This window comes from Pantoea vagans, assembly GCF_004792415.1.
Classification (GTDB): Bacteria; Pseudomonadota; Gammaproteobacteria; order Enterobacterales; family Enterobacteriaceae; genus Pantoea; species Pantoea vagans.
On the sequence record NZ_CP038853.1, the window covers coordinates 985339 to 1007859 of the forward strand.

The window sequence follows — 22521 nt, forward strand, 5'->3', positions numbered from 1 at the left end:
TGACTAACTTTATCCGGTGAGAGCATGCAATTTTCAGAAACTAATAGATTTACTTATATTATAGGTAACAATGGTTCAGGAAAGAGTCGAGCGCTAGAAGAAAATGCAGAACGATTTTCAGAAAATCGGGATGTTGTAGTGATCGCATCTGGTGTATCAGATAAATTCAAATTTAGAACTCAAATTAAGAAAACGGCCAATGGTTCATATCGTTATTTAGGAAATAGAACCGTCGGTAATGGTACTCATAACGGTACTTTAGCAGCAAATGCAGTATTGCTTTATCTTGCTATATTAGACACTGATTTATGCCCTGCATTAATGATGTTCCTTGAAGAAATAGGGTTTGAAGGTAAGTTTGGTATTAGTTACAGAAAAACAAAATTTTCAAAATCGCAGCCATTTGACACACAAGAATTAACAAGTGATTTTGCAACGTTAAATAAAGATATGCTTGCAATTAAAGAACGTCCTTTTGAAGCTGTTTTTTACAAAAATGATACTCCATATTCCTTTTCCGATTTGAGTTCCGGTGAACAGTACATCATTACCACCGCGTTAAAAATAGTCACATCTATTAATGAGAATCTATGCTATTTCATCGACGAGCCAGAAGTAAGCTTGCACGTTGAGTGGCAAGTTAAGTGGCCAGAACTTTTTCATCCATTGTTGTCTTTAAAAAACAATGTCAATTGTTATATCGCTACTCATTCACCGGTAATAATTTCAAGCGCGTTACAAATGGGCGCGGATTGTTACAATCTATCCCATGGAGAGTTATCTAAAATAATAGATGATGAATTCAATGTTGAACGAATTTTATATAAAAACTTCAACACGCTGCCTCCTGATAATAAATATATATTCGAAGAGCTTGCTGCTATCGTAACAAAAACTATTGACAATTTAACTGCCGGAAACATTACCAGGGGGAATTATAACAGAGTAGAGCAATCTACGCTTGAATCCGTTGAGGAATTCAAAACAAAGCTAAAACTTGCATCTCATACAGAAAAGGACAGCGATGATATTAAGCGAACACTTGAAGATTTCGATATGGCTATCAACGACTTGATTGCAATGTCTAAACATTCTGTGGTGACTACTAACCTTCAGGGAGAGACCGAATGAAACTTCTGAGGGAAGTCCGCAAATCATATTTGCAAAAAAGAAAAATCAAAGAAGCAACGAATAAAGCTATCGATTACTATAAGAAATCGCGTAATGGAACAACTAAGTTATGGGCGAATTTATACAACGATGGTCCCGTTGGAAAACGAGTCTACAACGCCATTACTGATTATGTACATGGACTTTCAGAGCGTTGTGGTTATTGTCAAGATAGAATCTTTCACAATAGCAATTCGAATATTGATCATATATTACCGTGCTCAATCTATCCACAATTCACATTTGTTGAAGAGAATCTAGTTCGTGTATGTATGACATGCAATATGATTAAATCTGCACACGACTATTATGTCCTATCTGTACCAACTGGAAACGGATATCGGCAACACACCAGTGCATGGGTATGTTATCATCCACGCCATCACATTTTTTCTCAACACATTGACCGACTGGTTGTGCAGACCAATCACCTGCACTTTCGTGCTTATATAGGTAAAACCTCGCAAGGGAAAAAACTTTGCAGTACCCTATTACAGAAAGTTAGTGAGTTTGAGGTAAGATCAACAGCAAATCCAGTCGTCGCTCAGGCGGCACAGAAACTTAGTCAATTCATACAATCAAAAGGTAGTATGCCAACAAAAGCCGTCAACAAATTGCTACAATCGCTAGTGACAAAGACTTAATTTTAAAGCACGGCAGCTGAATTATTATCGCGTTAATAATAATTTTTTGAGCTATTATCAGTAACTCATTATCCATACAGTCGTCATTACTAGAATATCATGATGACTGTTTTGAATGAGACTATTAAGGATGTGCTCATACATCTTTTTATTCTACTATTCAGGTTTTTTAGTTGTTTATTTTTATTTTCTCAGTAGAGGGGTAAGCGGATTTTTTTTGAGGTGGTGCATTTATTATTTTTATCTGAATAATTAATCCAGATTTATCGTTATGATGATTTCGGTTTATTTCTTTTGAATAATCACTGAAACTCCTTAACGTAAACGGTGTTTCTGTTAACTATAAGTAGAATTTCCGGCTCTGCACTGTTAAACGCTTGAAATGATAAATGTATCAGATGGTTATATTATTCCACCAAAACTAGGCTGTATTGCTATTTAAAAAACCTCAAACAAATCATCACCAAATACTGCCCTTTAATATTATGAAAAGTTTGACTAAGTTTATATTTTGAAACGTAGTTGCCTTATCGTAAAGTAATACTGTAACTTAAATATATTTTTATCTTAATGTTTTTTACGGGAGCTATGATACAGCATTAGTAGAGTTGAACTTAAAGTGCATGGATTTGGTGTCAGCTGAAGTTAGTGCAGCAATAAGTTGGAGAAGAACAACTTATTGCTGCACGTGTCGGACATTTCCAGAAAGTATAGTGTTCGTTATGACCTAAAAGTGGACGTTGCTTTAGCATCTAGGAGAATTCATCTCTAAAAAATAATGTGCCTCTATTACTGAATGGCTCTATTTTAGACTATTATTTCCCCTTAGTCTTTCCGATGATATTTCTACAAACTTGTAAAGATGAATTTCTGTAATCAAAACGGATCATCACCTTTTATCCATTTGTTAATGTTTTTATAAAATAATGTATCAAGTGTCGGGAATTCAAAGTCGATTCCTAATTTAATCAGGCGCCTTTTTGAATTTTTTGATTCTCGATTGCTTAGAAATATATCCTTCATTCTTAGACACCTTTCTACGTGTTCAGAGGTTTCAAGCCTTTCACCAATGCTATTTATAGCTAACCTAGGATCAGGGAAAACTGGGAGTAACACTCTTTTTTTTATGATTTTTATCTCGACTGAGCGAAGGATTTCCCTAACGGCAGGATCTGATTTTATTGAGAGTACATTCATCTCTAGTTGACCTAAATAATCATCAATAACAGGTTTTGCTTTATATGCAAAATAATCCAAAACAAGTTCATGTAAATGTGAGGCAGTATCTATCCATTCAACTACAATAGAATTTAATTCGATAGGAAGAGGAGATTCAATCTCTCCTTTTATTTTTCGTTTTGTTTTGCTGTCCTTACCAAGTTCTTGTTTGTTTATAAATATATAGCTCATCCCTTCAAAGTCAGAGAAAATATCCATGGGTATTGTATTAGTATGTTGGCAGTAATTTCTCAACACCTCGAACATTCGATAATTAAAATCATTGTCATAGTGATAGGCAGCTAGGGTCTTAAACCGTCGAAACATTTTTTCATCTGTTTTTTCATGTTCCCTTTTCAATATATCTATAAAAAACTTATGGGAATTTAGAAGGTTTAATAAAGAGTTTTGCACTCTAGTTTTTTTATCTAAAATAGCACGCTTATCGGTGTTAAAAGTTAAATCTTGTAAATCGGATAAGTCATCAATGAGCTTTTTATGGTTTTTATGTATTGAGATTAATAATGAGTGAAAAAATAAATAATTTGTAATGTATGTGTATTTTTTATTTGACTCTAGAATTTTTATATTGCATGCTAAATTAATTTCAGGGTTCATTGAATAAAATCCTTGCTTTAAATAGAACTGGAACAATGAATGTCAGTTCGCATTGTTTGAGTTGAAAGTTTTTCATAATCACCTAAAAGGTGATGATACATTGAAAAGTCTGATGTACTCAAGGCTGCTGAGAAAAATACTTACATTGAAATATTATATCCTAATTTCTTAAGCAGAGATAATTACAGTATTACTCCAAGTAACATAGTTGTAATTAAGACTAACCAAAGGTAAGCCAGAGTTCGCAATGAGCGCAAGTAGAAATTTAAACTTCTATATGGATTTTTATTATTCATGTAAATACAAGGCATGCAAGTGTCATTGCAATAAAATTAGTGCATATTTTTTTGAAACTGCCGAATTCCCCTTAAGAACAGAAAAGCATTGCCGATAACTTTAGGTAAATAAATTACGAGGAAGAGAAATGATAAGAAATATGACTGAGTTAGAACAAAAAATTGCAATCTTGTTAGTAGAGGCCGGTGAGAGTGCTCGCTGGGAATACTCTGCTTCACTTGAATGCTCAACTGGCCCTCTTCTTGAGTTCATTACTGAAAGGTTAGACTACAAAGCTAATCCCTCGCTCTCATTACTGGAAGATGCCAAAAAATTACCTAACTATGTATTGCATCATAATCACCTGAGTGGGGAATCTCTGAGCTTTGGTGATTGGCGAGGGGCATCCTGTTGCTTCAATGAAATATACGCGCATTGCAATGACGGAACATCATATTATGGCAAGGTGCTAGATAAAGAAAAAGTGCTTTCAGCTATCGAAAATAGAGAGTTTATTGAGAGTAATGCTGAGGACTGTCTTTTTTATTTTACATGCAATACTCTATTAGGTTCTTTTTTTAGAAAAGAAGTTATTTGCCGAGCTTTAAAGATTAGAACGTATGTAGAATACGGGAGTTCTTGGGGGAAGAAGCATCTCAGTCATCAAGCAATATTAAATATAAATATGGCTGGCGTTGAAACCATCGGACAGTTGGGAGATATCTGTGAGCAATTGATCCAATCCGCAGCTCTTAAATTATCAAATATAGAATGGTGACCGCACCGTTAAGAACATATATTGATGCTATTAATGTCCGCTGTTGGCAATTAGCGGCTGATGAGTCTCATCGTGCCTAAACATTGGGCACGATGTAATTAGGCCATAGAAATTAGTTTGATGCCTTTATATCCGCTTTCAATGACACTTCCTCAGTCTGCCGCTGGAACGAAATTTGCCCACCACTGCATCATCGGGCGTCGCTGCTCAAGATAATCGCTTCGGTTGTACGCGCGACGAACCTCATTTTTGTCCACATGAGCAAGCGCTGCTTCAATGACATCAGGAGGGAAACCTTGCTCATTGAGCGCGGTGCTGGCAATTGAACGCAACCCATGTGATACGAGGATACCGCCGAATCCCGCTCTTTTAAGCGAAGCATTTACCGTTTGGCTATTCACTGACTGAGTAGGCTTCAAACGACTTGGAAAAATGAATTCACGATTGCCACTTAACGGTTTCATCATCTCTAAAACAGCAATTGCTTCATCTGATAATAGGACAGTATGATCACGGTTCATTTTCATGCGTGATGCGGGAATCTTCCATTCTCGCGTTTCCATATCTACTTCTTCCCAACGTGCTTCAGCCGCTTCGGCAGGGCGGGTGATAGTAAGAAGCTGCCACATGAATAGGCACCGTGTAGAAAGGCTAATGCTGGCCGTGCGCATCGTCTGTATTAACTGAGGCAGCTGATCCGGACGAATACTGGGCATGTTTTTCTTGTGCGGTTTCTCGAATGCTTTGCCAATATTGACGCTGGGAACAGCATCAATCAGCCCCGTGTTCTGGGCATAGATCATGACCTCATTAATGCGCTGACAAAGGCGACGAACAGTTTCCAGTGCTCCTCTGGCCTGAACCGGTTGCACGTCCTGAACCAGAGTATGAGCTTTGATATCTGTAACGCTGACGTCACCAATCGCCGGAAAGACATCTCTTTCAAGAGATCGCCAAATATCCTCTGCATAGTCCTCGGTCACGCTGGCTTTCTTCACATTCTACCAACGTTCTGCCTCGAGTTGGAAAGTATTAGTTTTGGCTTCAAGTGAGCTGCGTAATTGTTCTTCCTGATGTTCCTGGGGATCGATTTGTTTTGCCAAGAGAGAGCGGGATTCTGCCCGATAGCTTCGAGCGTCGGCAAGCGTAACTGCCGGGTAGGGGCCTATGCTCTTCTTCGCACGCTTTTTGGTGACAGGACGAATGTAACGAAATTGCCAGATTTTACTTCCGCTGGATTTGATCAGTAGCTCAAGGCCATCGCCATCATAGAGCACATAGTCCGCGTCCTTGGGTTTGGCAGATTCGATTTCCTTAACGGAGAGAGGTTTGGTTTGTCTTGCCATTGCCGGGTTTCCATAGTTTTAGGCACCTCAAAAACAATAAAGCTTTATAAGGTGCCTAACAAGGTGCCTAAAAGGTTCGGATTTGATTAGTTCTCTTCGGACTTCGCGGGACAAATTGAGGGTACAAAAAAGCCCGCAGGGCTTGCGCCGTGCGGGCTCTTAGGACTTCATCGGATGACTCTGGTAATCACCGATGGAGAATTTTGGTGGAGCTGGCGGGAGTTGAACCCGCGTCCGAAATTACTACACCGTCGGCACTACATGCTTAGTCAGTTTTTACATTCGCCGGTTAGCTGCGAACAGACACGCCACTAACAGACTATCCTGATTGGATTTAACGCTTCAACCCCAGGCAAGGCATCCACGCGATCTCTTTTGGGTTTGACTTCTCTTGATCCCCGTCTTAAGAGCGGAAGCTAGGGAGAGAAGGCTAAGAGCAGGTTATTAAGCTGCTAAAGCGTAGTTTTCGTCATTTGCGACTATTTTTTTGCGGCTTTTTACGAGGCAAACCGCCCCTCGGCATGCTCCTAAGGCTTCACAATCCCGTCGAGTCCAGAATCAGCCCCAGAACTTCAAATACTAGCAACAAATCAAATGAAAATCCAGTGCTTAACGCTTTGAATTCTTCATGATACGTGCTTTGTCTAACTGCCATTCGCGGTCTTTGATATCGTCGCGTTTGTCGTGCTCTTTCTTACCGCGTGCGACACCAATCTTCAGTTTGCACCAGGCATTCTTCCAGTACAGCGACAGTGCCACGATGGTGTAGCCTTCGCGGTTAACGCGGCCATACAGGGAGTCGAGTTCACGTTGCTTCAGCAGCAGCTTACGGCTGCGCGTCGGGTCACAGACCACGTGGCTGGAGGCAACGGCTAAGGGTTGAAAGGTTGAACCGAACAGAAAGGCTTCGCCATCGCGCAGCAGAATATAGCTGTCGCTGATGTTGGCTTTACCGGCACGAAGTGACTTAACTTCCCATCCTTGTAACGACAATCCCGCTTCATACTCCTCTTCAATGAAGTACTCGTGGCGGGCGCGTTTGTTCATGGCAACAGTGGCAGAACCGGGTTTGTGTGCTTTTTTCTTTGTCATAGTGCGGCGTATTTTACATCACTTAGTCGGTTATCGCATCCCCAGTCCAGCGGGGCAGCAGGAAACGGGATATTCTAGCACACCCTCACTCGGGGACATTTTTGTTTAATCGCTGAAAATGCTATTATTCAGCGGTTTTGTGATGAACAGGAACCATTATGGCTCAGATTAGTCGTTCGGCGCTGGTCCCGTTTAGTGCCGGGCAGATGTACCAACTTGTAAATGACGTGGATGCCTATCCGCAATTCCTGCCGGGTTGTACCGGAAGCCGCGTGCTGGATGCGTCTGATAATCAGATGACGGCATCCGTGGATGTGTCGAAAGCGGGCATCAGCAAAACGTTTACCACCCGCAACACCCTGACGGATAACCAGAGCATCCATATGCAACTGGTTGATGGGCCGTTCCGCAAGCTGACCGGCGGCTGGACGTTCGTCTCGCTGGGCGATGACGCCTGTAAGGTTGAGTTAAGCCTGGAGTTCGAATTCACCAACATGCTGGTAGAGATGGCCTTTGGTCGTATCTTTAAAGAGTTAGCCAACAGCATGGTGCAGGCCTTCACTCAGCGTGCCAAAGAGGTTTATCGTGCCTGATATCTCCGTCGAGGTGGTCTATGCCTTGCCTGAAAAGCAGTATCAGCTTTACGTGAAAGTGGAGCAGGGCAGCACGGTAGAGCAGGCCATCCTGAAGTCAGGATTGCTGGAACTACGTCGGGAGATTGACCTCGCCAGCAACAAAGTCGGCGTCTACAGTCGACCAGTGAAGCTGGATGATGTGGTTCAGGAGGGCGATCGTATCGAGATCTATCGTCCGCTGATTGCCGATCCAAAAGAGCTGCGTCGTCAGCGCGCAGAGCGAGCGGCAGAAAGCAAAAAATAAGTCGTTATATCGCCGGAATCAGCGGATAACAGGCATAAAAAAGGCGCTCAATGCGCCTTTTTTGCTGTCTTTAAAACGGTCTGTCGTGAAATCAGTCGTTGTTCTTAGACAGATTCTGCTTGTTATCGATGTTGGTCAGAACACCGTTGCCATCAAAGGTCAGCGTCAGCGTCTGCTGCTTCACGCTCTCATGGCCTGGCTCCTGACGGAAAACGTAATACCAGACGTTGCTGCCAAACGGATCTTTCATCATCGGCGTACCGAGCGTGTAAGCCACCTGCTGCTGTGTCATACCGGTATGGATCTTGGCCACATCGTTGGCAACCAGATAGTTACCCTGGTTGATATCAGGACGATAGACCACGCGCTCTAAGGTGGAACATCCGGCGGTCATCATCAACATTACCACTGCCGCGGCAGTCAGCGTTTTACAGCGCATCTATACATTCCTTTTCCGGGGCCAAACGCCTTTAACAGGCGGCTTTCTTGCCATCAAAATCTGAACTCTGCCTGCGGCAGGCTTTATTACTCTGACAACATAAGTGCCGATGATAATAAACCTTTTCGCCGTTGGAAACCTCTGCAGAGCAAGCATATGACCACGGTACGTTAAAAAAGTGCGCTGCTATGCGGCTAAAAGTTCTTTTGCGTTGGCCAGGGTATTGCGTGTCACCTCGCTGCCGCCGAGCAGTCGCGCCAGTTCCTGCAGACGCGCTCGCTTATCCAGCGGCTGCATATGGGTTTCGGTCATCGCGCCATCGGTCTCTTTGCTGACATAGAAGTGCTGATGTCCGCAACCGGCAACCTGAGGCAGGTGGGTGACACACATGACCTGGGTCGATTCACCCAACTGACGCAGCAGTTTACCGACGACGGCAGCGGTCGGGCCGCTGATCCCGACATCCACTTCATCGAAAATCATCGCCGGGGTTTCCATTTTCTTCGCGGTGATTACCTGAATCGCCAGCGCGATACGTGACAGTTCACCGCCCGAAGCGACTTTGCCTAACGGCTGCAGTGGCTGACCTGGGTTGGTGGTCACCTGGAAATCGACGCGGCTCGCGCCATCTGCCGTCAGCTGATCCGGATTAAAGGTCAGCGCGATTTTAAACTGGCCGTGTGGCATTGAGAGCAGATGCATACTCTGCGTAATCAGCTGCTGCAGTTCATCGGCAAAGTGGCTGCGCTGCTGATGCAGCTGCTCTGCACTTTGCAGTGCCGCCTGGTAATGTTCACCCACCAGCGATTGCAGGCTTTCCTGATCGCTTTCGTGCTGTGACAGTAGCTCCGCTTCCGCCAGCAGTTGCTGATGCAGTTCAGGCAGTGCTTCTGGCGTGACGTGATGCTTACGCGCCAGCGCAATCTGGCGGGAAATACGCTTTTCCAGTTCGTACAGGCGATTAGGGTCCAGATCAAGGCTGTCGCAGTAGTGACGCAGTTCGTCGCTGGCTTCGCTCAGCTGAATCGCCGCCTCTTCCAGCAGGTTATGAACGCCGTTCAGTTTCTCATCCAGCGAGGTCAGTTCTGAAATCATCTCACGCGCAGTGTAGAGCAGGCTGTTGAGATTATTGTCATCGCTGTCTGCTAACAGCTGCAGCGCCTGCTGGCTGGTCGACAGCAGCTGTCCGCTGTTGGCCAGGCGCTTATACTCTTCGTCAATCTGCTCATATTCGCCCTGCTGCGGTGCGAACTCGTTCAGCTCTTTCAACTGATACTGCAACAGCTCGCGGCGTGATTCGCGCTCCTGCGCCTGCTGCTGATGCAGCGCGAGGGTGCGACAGCTCTGGTGCCAGGTCTGATAACTGGCGCGCATTTGCTGCAGGAGATCGTCGTGACCGGCATAGGCATCCAGCAGATGCTTCTGATGATCGGGTTTGAGCAGAAGCTGATGGGCATGCTGACCGTGGATCTGGATAAGCAGCTGGCCCAGATCGCGCAGCTGAGAAAGTGGCACCGCCGTGCCATTGATAAAGCCACGGGAACGACCATCAGCGCTGATCACCCGACGCAGCAGACACTCGTTACCGTCGTCGAGTTGATTATCCATCAGCCAGCGCTGAGCAGAAGGGGAGGACTTAAGCTGGAAGCGGGCGCAGAGGTCGGCCCGGCTGGCACCCTGACGCACCATGTCAGCATCGGCACGGCCGCCCAGACATAATCCCAGCGCATCAATCGCGATAGACTTACCGGCACCGGTTTCACCAGTGATTGCTGTCATGCCGCGTTGGAAATCAATGTCGAGCTCACGAACGATAGCGAAATTACTGATGGTCAGTTGGGCCAGCATAGGTTCACCTGTACGAATAAACACATATGGTTTTTCATACAGTATAAACTGGTTTTTTATCCAGTAAAGAGGTGAGACCGGTTTTCAGAACAATTTTTTTGACCAGCCCAGCTTTGAACTCAGCGTATTGAAATAGCTATAGTTTTTAGGATGAATTAAATCAAGATGGCCAGCACTGCGCCGAATCAGTACATCCTCACCTTCCTGAATTGGCAACGCGATCTGGCTGTCACAGCTGATTTCCAGGTCGCTGCGACGTGAAGAAAAGCGCAGACGAATGGTACTGCTGCTGTTAATGACCAGTGGCCGCGCTGACAGCGTATGCGGGAACATCGGCACCAGCACAATCGCTTCGAGTGATGGCGTCAGAATCGGTCCACCCGCAGAGAGGGAATAGGCGGTAGAGCCAGTGGGGGTCGAAATAATCAGTCCATCAGAGCGCTGGGAAAAGGCGAACACTTCATCAATGTAGACCTCAAATTCGATCATGTGCGCGACTTTACCGGGATGCAGCACCACTTCGTTGATGGCGGAGCCAATACGCGGTGAGCAGTCAGATTTGCACACCTGCGCTTCCAGCAGAAAGCGGCTCTCGACGAAATAGTTACCCTGAAGCACCTCATCCAGCTGTTGCTGCGCATTGTCGGGGTCAAGGTCGGTGAGAAAACCGAGGTTACCGCGGTTAATCCCAATCACTTTAATGTCATAGCGCGCCAGCACCCGCGCGGCGCCCAGCATGTTACCGTCACCGCCCACGACGACCGCTAAATCAGCCTGCTGACCAATCTCCGCCAGCGTGCCGGTCTGCACGTCGTGAAGCGACAGCTCCTGCGCAATCTGCTTCTCAACGATCACTTGATAACCTTTGGCTGTCAGCCAGCGCCAGAGCATCTCATGCGTGGTTAACGCGGTGGGATGGCGCGGATGACCCACGATACCAATGCAGTTAAAGTGTTTGTTCATCTGGTCGGTGTTCCTTATAAGCCAAAACGGCAAGGCAATGTGATAGGTTCCCTTGAATCCGTCATACCAATCCCCATAATAAGCCAACCAGCGAAATGAATGTGCAAAACGCGGAGAAATTCATGAGTAGTAAAGAACAGAACACCCCAAACGAGCAAGTCTCAGACGAAATTCAGCAGGATCAGCAGCAACCTCAGGAAGCGGAGACAGCAGCAGAGGTGGATCCGCGTGATGAGCGTATTGCTCAGCTCGAAGCTGAATTAGCGCAGTCGCAGACCGGTGTACGCGATGCCCAACTGCGTGCGCAAGCTGAGGTTGAAAACATTCGTCGTCGTGCCGAGATGGACGTTGAGAAGGCGCACAAGTTTGCGCTGGAGAAGTTTGCCAATGAACTGCTCCCGGTCATCGACAGCCTGGAACGTGCGCTGGAAGTGGCCAATAAAGAGGACCCACAGCTGGCATCCATGATCGAAGGGATTGAACTGACGCTGAAGGGCCTGCTCGGTGCCGTGCGTAAGTTCGGTGTTGAAGTGGTCGGCGAAACCGGCGTGCCATTCAACCCTGAAGTCCATCAGGCGATGTCGATGATGGAGTCTGAAGAATTTGAACCTAACCATGTCATGCTGGTGATGCAGCGTGGCTATACGCTGAATGGCCGCCTGCTGCGCCCGGCGATGGTTGCGGTTTCTAAAGCTAAAAGCTGATTCAACGCCTGAATCCTGTTACACGGCCGCGCACTGACGCGGCCGTGTGCATTTGGGCGCTATTCAGGCAAGACCGGCGTCCAGTCCACCGGCTTTTTACCGGCAGCGCTCAGCAGTTCATTAGTCGTTGAGAAGTGTTTGCTGCCGAAAAATCCACGGTGCGCGGAGAGCGGCGAGGGATGCGGCGCCTGCAGCACATGATGGCGCTTGCGATCGATAATGCTGCCTTTCTTCTGCGCATGTGAGCCCCACAGCAGGAAAATCACCCCTTCACAGTGCTGGTTAATCGCCGCAATCACGTTGTCCGTAAAGGTCTCCCAGCCAAATCGCGCATGGGAATGGGCTTTACCCGCCTCCACCGTTAACACCGTGTTCAGCAACATCACCCCCTGTTTTGCCCAGCTCTCAAGAAAGCCGTGATCGGGTTTTTGGAAGCCGGGAATATCCTGCATCAGCTCTTTATAGATATTCTGCAGTGAGGGCGGTACCTGAACGCCCGGCAGCACCGAGAAAGCCAGCCCGTGCGCCTGATTCGGCCCGTGATAGGGATCCTGCCCCAGAATCACAACGTTGACGTCACCGAGTTCCGTCAGGCGAAACGCATTGAACACATCTTTCTGCGGTGGATAGACGGTTATGCCCGCGGCGCGTTCATCGGCGACCTGCTTCAGCGTCTCAATAAAATAGGGTTTCTCTTTCTCTTCAGCCAGCACATCGTGCCAGGTCAGCTTTTCAGCCATGTTTAACTCCCTTAACGTTAGTGGAGTAAGCTTAGCCGTTCCTGCCGCTGACCTGAAGGCAAAAATAATTTGAAAAATAAAAATTATTTTTAGCTGGCAGGCATTTTGAGATCAATGGGTTAGCTAAAAAGCGCGCTGAATGGCTGATTAATATTGATACAGGTCAAGGCTGTGTCGAATGAACGATGGTATACCGGGGCCTCAAATTTGATTTATTCACGTATTATCCGGGAGACGCAATCATGATCACTGGTATCCAGATCACTCAAACTAACAATTCACAACTTCTGAACTCCTTCTGGCTGCTGGATGAAGAGAAAGCTGAAGCGCGTTGCCTGTGTGCAAAAGCGGGCTATGAAGAAGATCAGGTTGTCGCCATCAGCGAACTGGGCGAATTCGCTTACCGTGAAGTGCCGGTTGAAATCAAACCGCAGGTGCGCGTTGAAGGCGGACAGCATCTGAACGTCAACGTTCTGCGTCGCGAAACACTGGAAGATGCGGTAAAACATCCTGAAAACTACCCGCAGCTGACCATTCGTGTTTCAGGCTATGCCGTGCGTTTTAACTCACTGACGCCTGAGCAGCAGCGCGATGTGATCACCCGTACCTTTACCGAAAGTCTGTAAGCCGCCTGAATTATCGGGCGCTGAAAATTAGCGCAAAGCACACACAGCAATTTTTATTAGTATTATGAAAGAGATAAGCAGTTAATTACCCGGCATGCGGATGCCAGTGTTGTGAAGAAAGGGCACTGGCAGAAAAAACATTCTGAAAAGGCCGTAACTGATTATCAGATAAAAAAAATCGCCTCCTGTGAGGCGATTTTTTTATGCGTGTGATGTTTTATTCCGCATTCTCGTTAGCTGGCGTAGTGCCGCTTGCCTTGCGGCGTTTGCCGACGTTTTTGGCATCACGATGGCGTTTTTTCACGCGCGGTTTTTCTGTTTCGCTCGCTTTCTTCTCGGCACGCTTTGCCAGCACCTTTTTCGACGGTTTACCCGTGGTTTTAGCACCAGGCGCACGCGTTTCAGGGCGCAGCTCATCAATCACACGCGCTTTGATCGGCTCGTTCACGTAGCGTGTGATTTTGCCCAGCAGCACGAAGTCATGCGCTTCAACCAGCGAAATGGCTATGCCTTTACGCCCCGCACGACCGGTACGACCGATGCGGTGCAGATAGGTGTCGGCGGTACGCGGCATGTCATAGTTGAAAACGTGACTGACATCTTCAACATCGATGCCGCGCGCGGCGATATCCGTTGCTACCAGCACGTTAACGCGGCCTTCACTCAGACGTTTGATCGCTTCGTTACGCTTGGCCTGCACCATTTCGCCTTCAAGATAGCTGCTACGAATCCCCGCTTCGTGCAGCCAGCTCACCAGTTCATGAAGACGTTCACGCTTACGTACGAACACAATGCTGCGCGTTACATCCGGCTGCTTCAGCAGATGAATCAGTAATTTGGTTTTATGCTGCAGGTCATCCGCGCGGTAGTACCACTGCTGGATCTTTTTGCGCTCGCGACGGCTCGGATCCGCTTCCAGTTCAACCGGTTCGTTCAGCAGACGCTCGGCGAAGTCACGGATATTGTCGCCTTCCAGGGTGGCGGAAAACAGCATGGTTTGCTTGCGCCAGCGCGTTTCAGCCGCGATGGTTTCGATATCCTGAGCAAAGCCCATATCAAGCATGCGGTCCGCTTCATCCAGCACCAGGGTTTCTACGGCGCGGCAGTCAAAGTTCTCTTCTTTGATGTACTGCAGCAGACGGCCGGTGGTCGCGACCACGATGTCCTGATTTTCGCTGAAGACTTCGGCATGGTTCATGTAAGCCACGCCGCCAGTAATCGTGGCGATGTCCAGATGCGTATGTTTCGCCAGCTCACGCGCATGATCGGCAACCTGCATCGCCAGTTCACGGGTCGGGGTCACAATCAGGATGCGTGGCGGCCCGGATTTCTTGCGCGGAAAATCAAGCAGGTGCTGCAGCGCCGGTAACAGATACGCGGCGGTTTTCCCGGTTCCTGTAGGTGCCGAACCCAGAACGTCACGGCCCTCCAGCGCGGGCGGAATTGCAGCGGCCTGGATCACTGTTGGGCGCGTAAAGCCTTTTTCCTGCAACGCTTGTAGCAGGCTTTCGTCGAGTTCGAGTTCGGAAAATGTGGTTACTGTCATGGTCTACCTCAGTTTGGGGCACTGATTATAGACAGATCAGACTGAATCTTCATCTGTTAATCCGTTTCCGCTGCGCCTGGGGTTGTCTGCTGCGTGAATTCCCACTGTCGTCACGTTACACTCATGCGCTGCCGTGCGGCAGGAAAAAACGATGGTAGTGACGAATGATGCAGGATAAGCCGCGTGAACGGCCTCAGTTAAACAAGAACGGATTTACCTTTAAACAATTTTTTGTTGCCCACGATCGCTGTGCGATGAAAGTGGGCACCGATGCCATTTTGCTTGGTGCCTGGGCGCCGGTCGCCGGAGTCAGACGCATTCTGGATATTGGCAGCGGCAGCGGGTTAATCGCGCTGATGCTAGCGCAGCGCACGCCGTCACAGGTCCAAATCGATGCGGTGGAGTTAGAACGTGAAGCCGCACAGCAGGCGCAGCAGAATGTGCAGCAGTCACCGTGGCCTGAACGTATTCAGGTTCATCAGCAGGATATCGCCAGCTGGTCTGAACAGTGCGATAAACGTTACTCGCTAATTGTCAGCAATCCCCCTTATTTCGCGCCGGGCGTAGCCTGTTCTACCGTGGCACGGGACAATGCACGCGCAACGGCCTCGCTCGATCATCAGACGCTGTTACGCAGTGCAGCCTTATTAATTGAAGAAGAGGGGATGTTCTGCGTGGTGCTGCCCGTCGATATTGGGCAGACGTTTATCACCCTGGCGCAGGCTGATGGCTGGCATCTTCGTTTCCGGCTAGACGTGGCGGAATATGCTCATCGTCCGCCGCACCGCGTCGTACTGGGTCTGTCGCCGCAGGCTGGGGAAACGCTGCTGGAGCGTCTCGCAATCCGCGCACCAGACACCCGCTATTCCGATGAGTGGTGTAGCCTGACGCAGGACTTTTACCTCTTCATGTAACCCGGCGGGGTCAGAATAGTCGGCAGCGCTTCTGGCAGTAAGTCTGGATAGTCACGGATATAGTGCAGGCCGCGACTCTCTTTTCGCTCCAGCGCGCAGCGCACCATCAGGTCAGCGACCTGCACCAGATTCCGCAGCTCCAGCAGATTATTGGAGAGGCGGAAGTGGTGATAATATTCATCGATTTCCTGCTGAAGCAGGTTGATGCGACGCAGCGCCCGTTCCAGCCGCCGGGTGGTGCGGACGATTCCCATATAATCCCACATGAATAACCGCAGCTCGTGCCAGTTATGCTGGATTACTACGCGTTCATCGGCGTCATCGACCTGACTCTCATCCCATGCAGGGAGGGCAGTGACGGCTTCAATGCCGGGCAGGGTACGCATCAGCTCCTCTGACGCGGACCAGCCATACACCAGACACTCCAGCAGCGAATTGGAGGCCATGCGGTTAGCGCCATGCAGGCCGGTATAACTCACTTCACCAATGGCATACAGGCCACTAACATCGGTCTGACCGTGCTGATCGACGACGACGCCACCGCAGGTGTAATGCGCGGCGGGCACGATCGGAATCGGCTCTTTGGTCAGGTCAAAGCCAAAGGTCAGCAACTTCTCATAGATCATCGGGAAGTGCGCGCGCACAAACTCTTCAGGCTGGTGGCTGATATCCAGATACATACAGTCCACACCCAGCCTTTTCATCTCGTGATCGATAGCGCGGGCAACAATATCGCGCGGGGCCAGTTCGGCGCGCTCATCGAAATCGGGCATAAAACGGCTGCCATCGGGACGTAACAGCCAGGCACCTTCTCCGCGTAACGCTTCGGTTAACAGGAAATTCTGCGCCTGAGGATGAAACAGGCAGGTCGGATGAAACTGGTTAAATTCCAGATTGGCTACCCGGCAACCCGCGCGCCACGCCATCGCGATGCCATCACCCGAGGCGATGTCAGGGTTAGTAGTATATTGATAGACTTTGGCGGCACCGCCGGTTGCAACGACGACGGCCCGCGCCCGACAGGTTTCGACCTGCTCGCGATTACGATTCCAGATCCACGCACCCACCACCCGGCGTGGGCCAGGCAGGCCGATTTTATCTGAAAGAATCAGATCGACCGCGTTGGTGCGCTCCAGAATCCGGATGTTAGGATGGCTCAATGCCTGGCTCACCAGCGTGGTTTCTACTGCGTGGCCGGTGGCGTCAGCACTGTGCAGAATGCGGCGATGACTGTGGCCGCCTTCGCGCGTCAGGTGATAACGCATGTCACCCGCCGCCTGCGGATCGAGATCAAACGCAACGCCGTTGTCGATTAGCCACTGCACGCAATGCCGGGCATTACTGGCAATAAACGACACGGCCTCACGGTCGCATAATCCCGCGCCGGCAATCAGCGTGTCTTCGATGTGCGACTCGATGCTGTCCGTCTCATCAAAGACCGCAGCAATACCGCCCTGCGCATAAAGGGTTGACCCTTCATTGACCTGCGCTTTACTGAGAACGGTCACCTGATACTGTTTTGCCAGCCGTAACGCCAGCGACAGTCCAGCCGCACCGCTGCCCACAATCAACACATCACACTGATAATCCGGGTTTGCATTCATCATAATGTTTAATTTACTAAACAAGACCAGGCCTGAGCATAAGCTTAACAGGGAGTTCTGTGAAGTATTTTAAACATCAGATGCGCGCGTTAATCTGACAATTATCTAAAGTCACCTATAATCAGTAAGTTAAAAACATACCGCTTCAGCCGTGGTTTTTTATAGCAAACTTATTAAACCTAAAGGATTTAATGATGAAAAAGCTGTTGTCATAGGTTACTCTGCCTGCGATTTACGCTCCTGACACTGAACGAAAACGAACAACCTGTGTTATCTCCATCGGAGCGGTAAATATCACGGCGGGAAGTGAACTTCGCACCACATCACAACTCTAAGCGCATGCTTGCTCAGAAACATGAGATGTGCTGGCAGTTACTTTATGCATATGAAAAATTTGGGGAGACATTACCTCGGATGAGCGAGCAGTTAACGGATCAGGTCCTTGTCGAGCGGGTTCAGAAGGGAGATCAAAAAGCGTTCAACTTACTGGTGATTCGTTACCAGCATAAAGTGGCGAGTTTGGTTTCACGCTATGTTCCCTCGGGCGACGTACCTGATGTAGTACAGGAATCGTTTATTAAAGCGTATCGCGCACTGGACTCTTTCCGGGGCGATAGCGCGTTTTATACCTGGCTGTACCGCATTGCGGTAAACACAGCGAAAAATTACCTGGTTGCTCAGGGGCGTCGTCCGCCATCCAGCGATGTGGATGCGATTGACGCAGAAAATTTCGAAAGTGCGGGTGCATTAAAAGAAATTTCGAACCCTGAGAACTTAATGTTGTCTGACGAATTGAAACAAATTGTCTTTCGTACCATCGAGGCGCTACCCGAGGACTTGCGTATGGCAATCACCCTCAGGGAACTGGACGGTCTGAGTTATGAAGAGATCGCCGTCATTATGGATTGCCCGGTAGGCACTGTTCGATCACGTATCTTTCGTGCGCGAGAGGCCATTGATAACAAAGTTCAACCGCTTATCCAACGTTAGTGATAACGGCTACTGGAAGGGTACATAGGCATGCAGAAAGAAAAACTTTCCGCTTTAATGGATGGTGAGACCTTAGATAACGAGCTGTTTTCCGCCTTGTCTAAGGATGCAGAACTACAGAAAAGCTGGGCGAGCTATCATCTTATTCGCGATACCATGCGCGGTGATGTGGGCGATGTCCTGCATTTTGATATCTCTGCGCGCGTCGCTGCTGCTATCGAAAAAGAACCGTTGCGTACGATTACCACGCTGATCCCTGAAGCTCAGCCAGAACCTTCCCGCTGGGAAAAAATGCCGTTCTGGAAAAAAGCGCGCCCGTGGGCTGCGCAACTGACTCAGGTGGGCGTAGCTGCCTGTGTGTCACTGGCCGTGATCGTGGGTGTTCAGCACTACAATCAGCCGCAGGGTAGCGCCACGCAGACCTCTGACTCTCCGGTGTTTAATACGCTGCCGATGATGGGTAAAGCTTCACCGGTGAGCCTGGGTGTGCCATCCGATGCCTTTGACACCAACAGCTCAAATCAGCAGGTTCAGGATCAGCGTCGTCGCGTGAACGCCATGCTGCAGGACTATGAACTGCAACGTCGTCTGCATGCTGATCAGCTGCAGTTTGAAACCGATGCGCCAAAACAGGCGCAGGTTGATGTTCCCGGAAACCAGTCATTAGGACAGCAGCAGCAGTAATGAAGCCGTTTTGGTATGCTGTTAGCCTGCTGACAGGCAGCCTGTTGTGGTCATCTGCCGCCCCGGCGCAAACTACTGCGTCCGGGGCGCTATTGCAGCAGATGGAGCAGGCAAGTCAGAACCTTAACTACGAATTTGCCTATATCAACGTCTCGCGCATCGGCATTGAATCGCTGCGTTATCGTCATGCTGTGATCGATAACCGGATATTCGCGCAGCTGTTGCAGATGGACGGGCCACGTCGGGAAGTGATTCAGCGTGGCAACGATATCAGCTACTTCGAACCCGGCCTCGATCCTTTCTCGCTTCCTGGCAATCACATTATCGACGCTTTGCCGTCGGTGATTTTTGCTGATTTCACCAAACTCGCCACTGCCTACGATTTTATTACCGTGGGTCGCTCGCGCATTGCCGATCAGATGTGTGATGTGTTGCGCATTGTGTCACGCGATGGCACGCGCTACAGCTATGTGGTCTGGCTGGATGTGGATACCAAGCTGCCGCTGCGCATCGACCTGCTCGATCGTGATGGTGAAACGCTGGAGCAGTTCCGCGTCATCAGCTTTGCGGTGGATGACGGAGTACGCAATCTGATGCAGGGGCTGGAGAAAGCGAATCTGCCACCGTCACTGTCCGTACCGAAAGGGGACGCGGTTACCGTCGCCTGGCAGCCAGGCTGGATACCCGCAGGCATGTCGCTGGTGTCGCAGAATCGTCGCACGCTGCCGGGGCTGAACAAAAATATTGAGTCGAAGCTCTACAGCGATGGTCTGTTTAGTTTCGCGATCAACGTGACGCCAGCTGATAAAAGCAGCACAACCCAGACATTGCGCACTGGGCGTCGTACGGTCCAGACCGTTGTGCGCAATAATAACGAAATTGCGGTGATCGGCGAATTACCGCCCTCAACCGCAAAACGTATTGCGGACAGCATCGACCTGGGGTCACAAAAATGATGAGAGAATGGGCCACCGTGGTGGCATGGCAGGATGGCATTGCCACACTGCACACCGAAGCAAAAACGTCCTGCAACAGCTGCCAGGCACGCAAAGGCTGTGGCAGCCATATGCTGAACAAACTCGGTCCGAAGAATGCTCACGTGATGCAGATTGCCAGCAGCAAGCCGCTGCAGCCGGGACAGCGCATTGAGTTAGGCATCAAAGAGAGCAGCCTGCTGGGTTCAGCGCTGCTGGTCTACATGACGCCGCTGTTTGGCCTGTTCGTGGTTGCTGGCCTGTTTCAGTCGCTGTTCAGCAGCGATCTGGCGGCCGCCTGTGGCGCACTGCTGGGTGGCATCGGCGGCTTTATTGTCGCGAAAGGCGTTTCAATGAAATTTGGCGATCGCGAAGCCTTTCAGCCGGTCATTCTGAACATTGCCCTCCCTCCCGATGCGCTGCGTGTTGAAAGCGAAGCGTAATGTACGTCCAGGCCGCGCATCCCGCGGCCTTTGTCCGTTCTGCCTTGCGCAGATATCTGTTTCGCTTCCACCACGTTCCATTCTTTTATGCGCGGCGTTAACAGTGTAATATGCGTCGTCATTAATGAGGCTGACAGGATTGTGGGTAAAGAGCGATCTTCCTGAATGTGTCTGTGCTCAGATTTTCAACTGAATTTTAAGCGAAGATATCCCTATAAATGAAGCACATAAGAAATTTCTCCATCATCGCTCATATCGACCATGGTAAATCTACGCTCTCTGACCGCCTTATTCAGATCTGCGGTGGCCTCTCTGACCGTGAAATGGCTGCGCAGGTTCTTGACTCTATGGATCTGGAGCGTGAGCGTGGCATTACTATCAAAGCACAGAGCGTCACACTCGATTACCACGCGAAAGACGGCGAAACTTACCAGCTCAATTTCATCGATACTCCGGGCCACGTAGACTTCTCTTATGAAGTTTCCCGCTCACTGGCTGCCTGCGAAGGTGCATTGCTGGTGGTGGATGCGGGTCAGGGTGTTGAAGCGCAGACACTGGCGAACTGCTACACCGCGATGGAGATGGATCTGGAAGTAGTGCCGGTTCTGAACAAAATTGACCTGCCGGCCGCCGATCCCGATCGCGCTGCGCAGGAGATTGAAGATATTGTCGGCATCGATGCGGCTGATGCGGTGCGCTGCTCCGCTAAAACCGGCGTCGGCGTTCCGGACGTGCTGGAACGCTTAGTGCGCGATATTCCGCCGCCGGAAGGCGATCCGGAAGGCCCGCTGCAGGCGCTGATTATCGATTCCTGGTTTGATAACTACCTGGGCGTTGTCTCGCTGGTGCGTGTGAAAAACGGCACCATGCGTAAAGGTGACAAGATCAAAGTCCTCAGCACCGGCCAGGTCTATAACGCTGACCGCCTGGGTATCTTTACCCCGAAACGTGTCGATCGTAATGAACTGAACTGCGGTGAAGTCGGCTGGCTGGTCTGCGCCATTAAAGATATTCTCGGCGCACCGGTGGGGGATACCCTGACCACCGCACGCAACCCGGCAGACAAAGCGCTGCCAGGCTTTAAAAAAGTGAAACCGCAGGTTTATGCCGGTCTGTTCCCGATCAGCTCTGACGACTATGAAGCGTTCCGTGATGCGCTCGGCAAGCTGAGCCTGAACGATGCCTCGCTGTTCTATGAGCCAGAAAGCTCAACGGCGCTGGGCTTTGGTTTCCGTTGTGGCTTCCTCGGTCTGCTGCACATGGAAATCATCCAGGAGCGTCTGGAGCGCGAATACGACCTCGATCTGATTACCACTGCACCGACGGTAGTGTATGAAGTCGTGACCACCGGCGGCGAAATTGTTCATGTCGACAGCCCATCCAAGCTGCCGCCACTGAATAACATCGAAGAACTGCGTGAGCCGATCGCGGAATGTCATATGCTGCTGCCGCAGGAGTATCTGGGCAACGTCATCACGCTCTGTATTGAGAAGCGTGGCGTGCAGACCAACATGGTTTACCACGGTAATCAGGTTGCACTGACGTATGAAATTCCGATGGCAGAAGTGGTCCTCGACTTCTTTGACCGTCTGAAATCCACCTCGCGCGGTTATGCCTCGCTGGATTACAACTTCAAACGTTTCCAGCCTTCAGACATGGTGCGTGTCGATGTACTGATTAACTCTGAACGTGTGGATGCGCTGGCGCTGATTACTCACCGCGACAATGCGCCTTATCGCGGCCGCGATCTGGTTGAGAAAATGAAAGAGCTCATCCCGCGTCAGCAGTTTGATATTGCGATTCAGGCTGCGATTGGTAACCACATTATTGCTCGCTCAACGGTTAAACAGCTGCGTAAAAACGTTCTCGCCAAGTGTTATGGCGGTGACGTCAGTCGTAAGAAGAAACTGTTGCAGAAACAGAAAGATGGTAAGAAGCGTATGAAGCAGGTTGGTAACGTTGAGCTGCCACAGGAAGCGTTCCTCGCCATTCTGCATGTCGGTAAGGACAGCAAATAAGGATTTC

General features: G+C 49.2%; 21 protein-coding genes, 1 other RNA gene and 1 pseudogene. 13 read left to right on the forward strand and 10 right to left on the reverse strand.

Annotated elements, in window-relative coordinates; translation table 11 throughout:
* Positions 1–24: 24 nt before the first annotated feature.
* Both EGO56_RS04770 and EGO56_RS04775 read left to right on the forward strand, forming a co-directional pair.
* Positions 25–1131 carry an AAA family ATPase gene (locus tag EGO56_RS04770; RefSeq protein ID WP_135907835.1) on the forward strand — a complete coding sequence of 369 codons (1107 nt, stop codon included), beginning with the start codon at positions 25–27 and terminating at the stop codon, positions 1129–1131.
* Entirely contained in the window at positions 1128–1814 is a 687-nt protein-coding gene (locus EGO56_RS04775) for an HNH endonuclease (protein ID WP_135907836.1), read from the forward strand. The genes EGO56_RS04770 and EGO56_RS04775 overlap by 4 nt, the downstream gene beginning before the upstream one ends.
* Before the next feature lie 876 nt (positions 1815–2690).
* On the opposite strand, the gene EGO56_RS04780 is transcribed toward EGO56_RS04775, so the two are convergent.
* The gene (locus EGO56_RS04780; protein ID WP_135907837.1) at positions 2691–3650 is read right to left on the reverse strand and encodes a hypothetical protein; all 960 of its coding nucleotides are present in this window, start codon (positions 3648–3650) and stop codon (positions 2691–2693) included.
* Positions 3651–4086: 436 nt separating this feature from the next.
* On the opposite strand from EGO56_RS04780, the gene EGO56_RS04785 reads away from it, so the two are divergent.
* The gene (locus tag EGO56_RS04785) at positions 4087–4704 is read left to right on the forward strand and encodes a hypothetical protein (RefSeq protein WP_135907838.1); all 618 of its coding nucleotides are present in this window, start codon (positions 4087–4089) and stop codon (positions 4702–4704) included.
* Between the two features lie 152 nt (positions 4705–4856).
* Here the strand turns inward: EGO56_RS04785 and EGO56_RS04790 are convergent.
* The 3 genes and pseudogenes from EGO56_RS04790 to smpB all read right to left on the reverse strand — a co-directional run bounded on the left by EGO56_RS04790 (position 4857) and on the right by smpB (position 7142).
* Positions 4857–6050: pseudogene (locus tag EGO56_RS04790) on the reverse strand (integrase domain-containing protein).
* A 204-nt stretch (positions 6051–6254) separates the two neighbouring features.
* Positions 6255–6616, reverse strand: a transfer-messenger RNA (tmRNA) gene (gene ssrA / locus EGO56_RS04795).
* Between the two features lie 43 nt (positions 6617–6659).
* Complete coding sequence (gene smpB / locus EGO56_RS04800; RefSeq protein ID WP_010257694.1) at positions 6660–7142, reverse strand: SsrA-binding protein SmpB; 483 nt, start codon at positions 7140–7142, stop codon at positions 6660–6662.
* Between the two features lie 158 nt (positions 7143–7300).
* Between smpB and EGO56_RS04805 the strand changes: the two genes are divergently transcribed.
* Positions 7301–7735, forward strand: a complete 435-nt coding sequence (locus EGO56_RS04805) for a type II toxin-antitoxin system RatA family toxin (protein WP_013358774.1) — start codon at positions 7301–7303, stop codon at positions 7733–7735.
* Positions 7728–8021 carry an RnfH family protein gene (locus tag EGO56_RS04810; protein ID WP_013358773.1) on the forward strand — a complete coding sequence of 98 codons (294 nt, stop codon included), beginning with the start codon at positions 7728–7730 and terminating at the stop codon, positions 8019–8021. Before EGO56_RS04805 ends, EGO56_RS04810 begins: the two co-directional genes overlap by 8 nt.
* A 91-nt stretch (positions 8022–8112) precedes the next feature.
* Here the strand turns inward: EGO56_RS04810 and bamE are convergent, their stop codons facing one another.
* The 3 genes from bamE to nadK all read right to left on the reverse strand — a co-directional run bounded on the left by bamE (position 8113) and on the right by nadK (position 11271).
* Positions 8113–8460 (reverse strand): outer membrane protein assembly factor BamE, encoded by a 348-nt coding sequence (gene bamE, locus EGO56_RS04815; protein ID WP_013358772.1) that lies wholly within the window; start codon positions 8458–8460, stop codon positions 8113–8115.
* Between the two features lie 186 nt (positions 8461–8646).
* Entirely contained in the window at positions 8647–10308 is a 1662-nt protein-coding gene (recN, locus tag EGO56_RS22255; RefSeq protein WP_143813124.1) for a DNA repair protein RecN, read from the reverse strand.
* Positions 10309–10392: 84 nt separating this feature from the next.
* Entirely contained in the window at positions 10393–11271 is an 879-nt protein-coding gene (gene nadK / locus EGO56_RS22260) for an NAD(+) kinase (RefSeq protein ID WP_003848582.1), read from the reverse strand.
* A gap of 122 nt (positions 11272–11393) precedes the next feature.
* Here nadK and grpE point away from each other — a divergent pair, with 122 nt between their 5' ends.
* On the forward strand, positions 11394–11975 hold the full coding sequence (gene grpE, locus EGO56_RS04825) for a nucleotide exchange factor GrpE (protein ID WP_003848585.1): 582 nt from the start codon (positions 11394–11396) through the stop codon (positions 11973–11975).
* A 59-nt stretch (positions 11976–12034) separates the two neighbouring features.
* On the opposite strand, the gene ung is transcribed toward grpE, so the two are convergent.
* The gene (gene ung / locus EGO56_RS04830; RefSeq protein ID WP_033783913.1) at positions 12035–12715 is read right to left on the reverse strand and encodes a uracil-DNA glycosylase; all 681 of its coding nucleotides are present in this window, start codon (positions 12713–12715) and stop codon (positions 12035–12037) included.
* Between the two features lie 242 nt (positions 12716–12957).
* On the opposite strand from ung, the gene grcA reads away from it, so the two are divergent.
* Complete coding sequence (gene grcA, locus EGO56_RS04835; RefSeq protein ID WP_013358769.1) at positions 12958–13341, forward strand: autonomous glycyl radical cofactor GrcA; 384 nt, start codon at positions 12958–12960, stop codon at positions 13339–13341.
* Between the two features lie 217 nt (positions 13342–13558).
* Here grcA and srmB read toward each other — a convergent pair whose 3' ends face one another.
* Positions 13559–14887 (reverse strand): ATP-dependent RNA helicase SrmB, encoded by a 1329-nt coding sequence (gene srmB / locus EGO56_RS04840; RefSeq protein WP_033783912.1) that lies wholly within the window; start codon positions 14885–14887, stop codon positions 13559–13561.
* Between the two features lie 164 nt (positions 14888–15051).
* Between srmB and trmN the strand changes: the two genes are divergently transcribed.
* Complete coding sequence (trmN, locus tag EGO56_RS04845; RefSeq protein ID WP_135907839.1) at positions 15052–15801, forward strand: tRNA(1)(Val) (adenine(37)-N(6))-methyltransferase TrmN; 750 nt, start codon at positions 15052–15054, stop codon at positions 15799–15801.
* Here trmN and nadB read toward each other — a convergent pair.
* Entirely contained in the window at positions 15786–17405 is a 1620-nt protein-coding gene (gene nadB, locus EGO56_RS04850; protein ID WP_135910525.1) for an L-aspartate oxidase, read from the reverse strand. The two genes, trmN and nadB, sit on opposite strands and share 16 nt — an antisense overlap.
* Positions 17406–17819: 414 nt before the next feature.
* On the opposite strand from nadB, the gene rpoE reads away from it, so the two are divergent.
* The 5 genes from rpoE (at position 17820) to lepA (ending at position 22514) form a co-directional block, all read left to right on the forward strand.
* Positions 17820–18395, forward strand: a complete 576-nt coding sequence (gene rpoE, locus EGO56_RS04855) for an RNA polymerase sigma factor RpoE (protein WP_013358764.1) — start codon at positions 17820–17822, stop codon at positions 18393–18395.
* A gap of 30 nt (positions 18396–18425) precedes the next feature.
* On the forward strand, positions 18426–19079 hold the full coding sequence (rseA, locus tag EGO56_RS04860; protein ID WP_135907840.1) for an anti-sigma-E factor RseA: 654 nt from the start codon (positions 18426–18428) through the stop codon (positions 19077–19079).
* Positions 19079–20035 carry a sigma-E factor regulatory protein RseB gene (rseB, locus tag EGO56_RS04865; RefSeq protein ID WP_135907841.1) on the forward strand — a complete coding sequence of 319 codons (957 nt, stop codon included), beginning with the start codon at positions 19079–19081 and terminating at the stop codon, positions 20033–20035. Before rseA ends, rseB begins: the two co-directional genes overlap by 1 nt.
* Positions 20032–20496 carry a SoxR-reducing system protein RseC gene (gene rseC / locus EGO56_RS04870; protein ID WP_033783909.1) on the forward strand — a complete coding sequence of 155 codons (465 nt, stop codon included), beginning with the start codon at positions 20032–20034 and terminating at the stop codon, positions 20494–20496. Before rseB ends, rseC begins: the two co-directional genes overlap by 4 nt.
* Before the next feature lie 218 nt (positions 20497–20714).
* Positions 20715–22514, forward strand: a complete 1800-nt coding sequence (lepA, locus tag EGO56_RS04875; protein WP_013358760.1) for a translation elongation factor 4 — start codon at positions 20715–20717, stop codon at positions 22512–22514.
* Positions 22515–22521 lie beyond the last annotated feature (7 nt).

Bases quoted from the DNA above. Each gene is read 5' to 3' on its own strand.
- EGO56_RS04770 (WP_135907835.1), top strand. From the start codon at position 25: ATGCAATTTTCAGAAACTAATAGATTTACTTATATTATAGGTAACAAT.
- EGO56_RS04775 (WP_135907836.1), top strand. From the start codon at position 1,128: ATGAAACTTCTGAGGGAAGTCCGCAAATCATATTTGCAAAAAAGAAAA.
- EGO56_RS04780 (WP_135907837.1), bottom strand. From the start codon at position 3,650: ATGAACCCTGAAATTAATTTAGCATGCAATATAAAAATTCTAGAGTCA.
- EGO56_RS04785 (WP_135907838.1), top strand. From the start codon at position 4,087: ATGACTGAGTTAGAACAAAAAATTGCAATCTTGTTAGTAGAGGCCGGT.
- smpB (WP_010257694.1), bottom strand. From the start codon at position 7,142: ATGACAAAGAAAAAAGCACACAAACCCGGTTCTGCCACTGTTGCCATG.
- EGO56_RS04805 (WP_013358774.1), top strand. From the start codon at position 7,301: ATGGCTCAGATTAGTCGTTCGGCGCTGGTCCCGTTTAGTGCCGGGCAG.
- bamE (WP_013358772.1), bottom strand. From the start codon at position 8,460: ATGCGCTGTAAAACGCTGACTGCCGCGGCAGTGGTAATGTTGATGATG.
- recN (WP_143813124.1), bottom strand. From the start codon at position 10,308: ATGCTGGCCCAACTGACCATCAGTAATTTCGCTATCGTTCGTGAGCTC.
- nadK (WP_003848582.1), bottom strand. From the start codon at position 11,271: ATGAACAAACACTTTAACTGCATTGGTATCGTGGGTCATCCGCGCCAT.
- grpE (WP_003848585.1), top strand. From the start codon at position 11,394: ATGAGTAGTAAAGAACAGAACACCCCAAACGAGCAAGTCTCAGACGAA.
- ung (WP_033783913.1), bottom strand. From the start codon at position 12,715: ATGGCTGAAAAGCTGACCTGGCACGATGTGCTGGCTGAAGAGAAAGAG.
- grcA (WP_013358769.1), top strand. From the start codon at position 12,958: ATGATCACTGGTATCCAGATCACTCAAACTAACAATTCACAACTTCTG.
- srmB (WP_033783912.1), bottom strand. From the start codon at position 14,887: ATGACAGTAACCACATTTTCCGAACTCGAACTCGACGAAAGCCTGCTA.
- trmN (WP_135907839.1), top strand. From the start codon at position 15,052: ATGATGCAGGATAAGCCGCGTGAACGGCCTCAGTTAAACAAGAACGGA.
- nadB (WP_135910525.1), bottom strand. From the start codon at position 17,405: ATGAATGCAAACCCGGATTATCAGTGTGATGTGTTGATTGTGGGCAGC.
- rpoE (WP_013358764.1), top strand. From the start codon at position 17,820: ATGAGCGAGCAGTTAACGGATCAGGTCCTTGTCGAGCGGGTTCAGAAG.
- rseA (WP_135907840.1), top strand. From the start codon at position 18,426: ATGCAGAAAGAAAAACTTTCCGCTTTAATGGATGGTGAGACCTTAGAT.
- rseB (WP_135907841.1), top strand. From the start codon at position 19,079: ATGAAGCCGTTTTGGTATGCTGTTAGCCTGCTGACAGGCAGCCTGTTG.
- rseC (WP_033783909.1), top strand. From the start codon at position 20,032: ATGATGAGAGAATGGGCCACCGTGGTGGCATGGCAGGATGGCATTGCC.
- lepA (WP_013358760.1), top strand. From the start codon at position 20,715: ATGAAGCACATAAGAAATTTCTCCATCATCGCTCATATCGACCATGGT.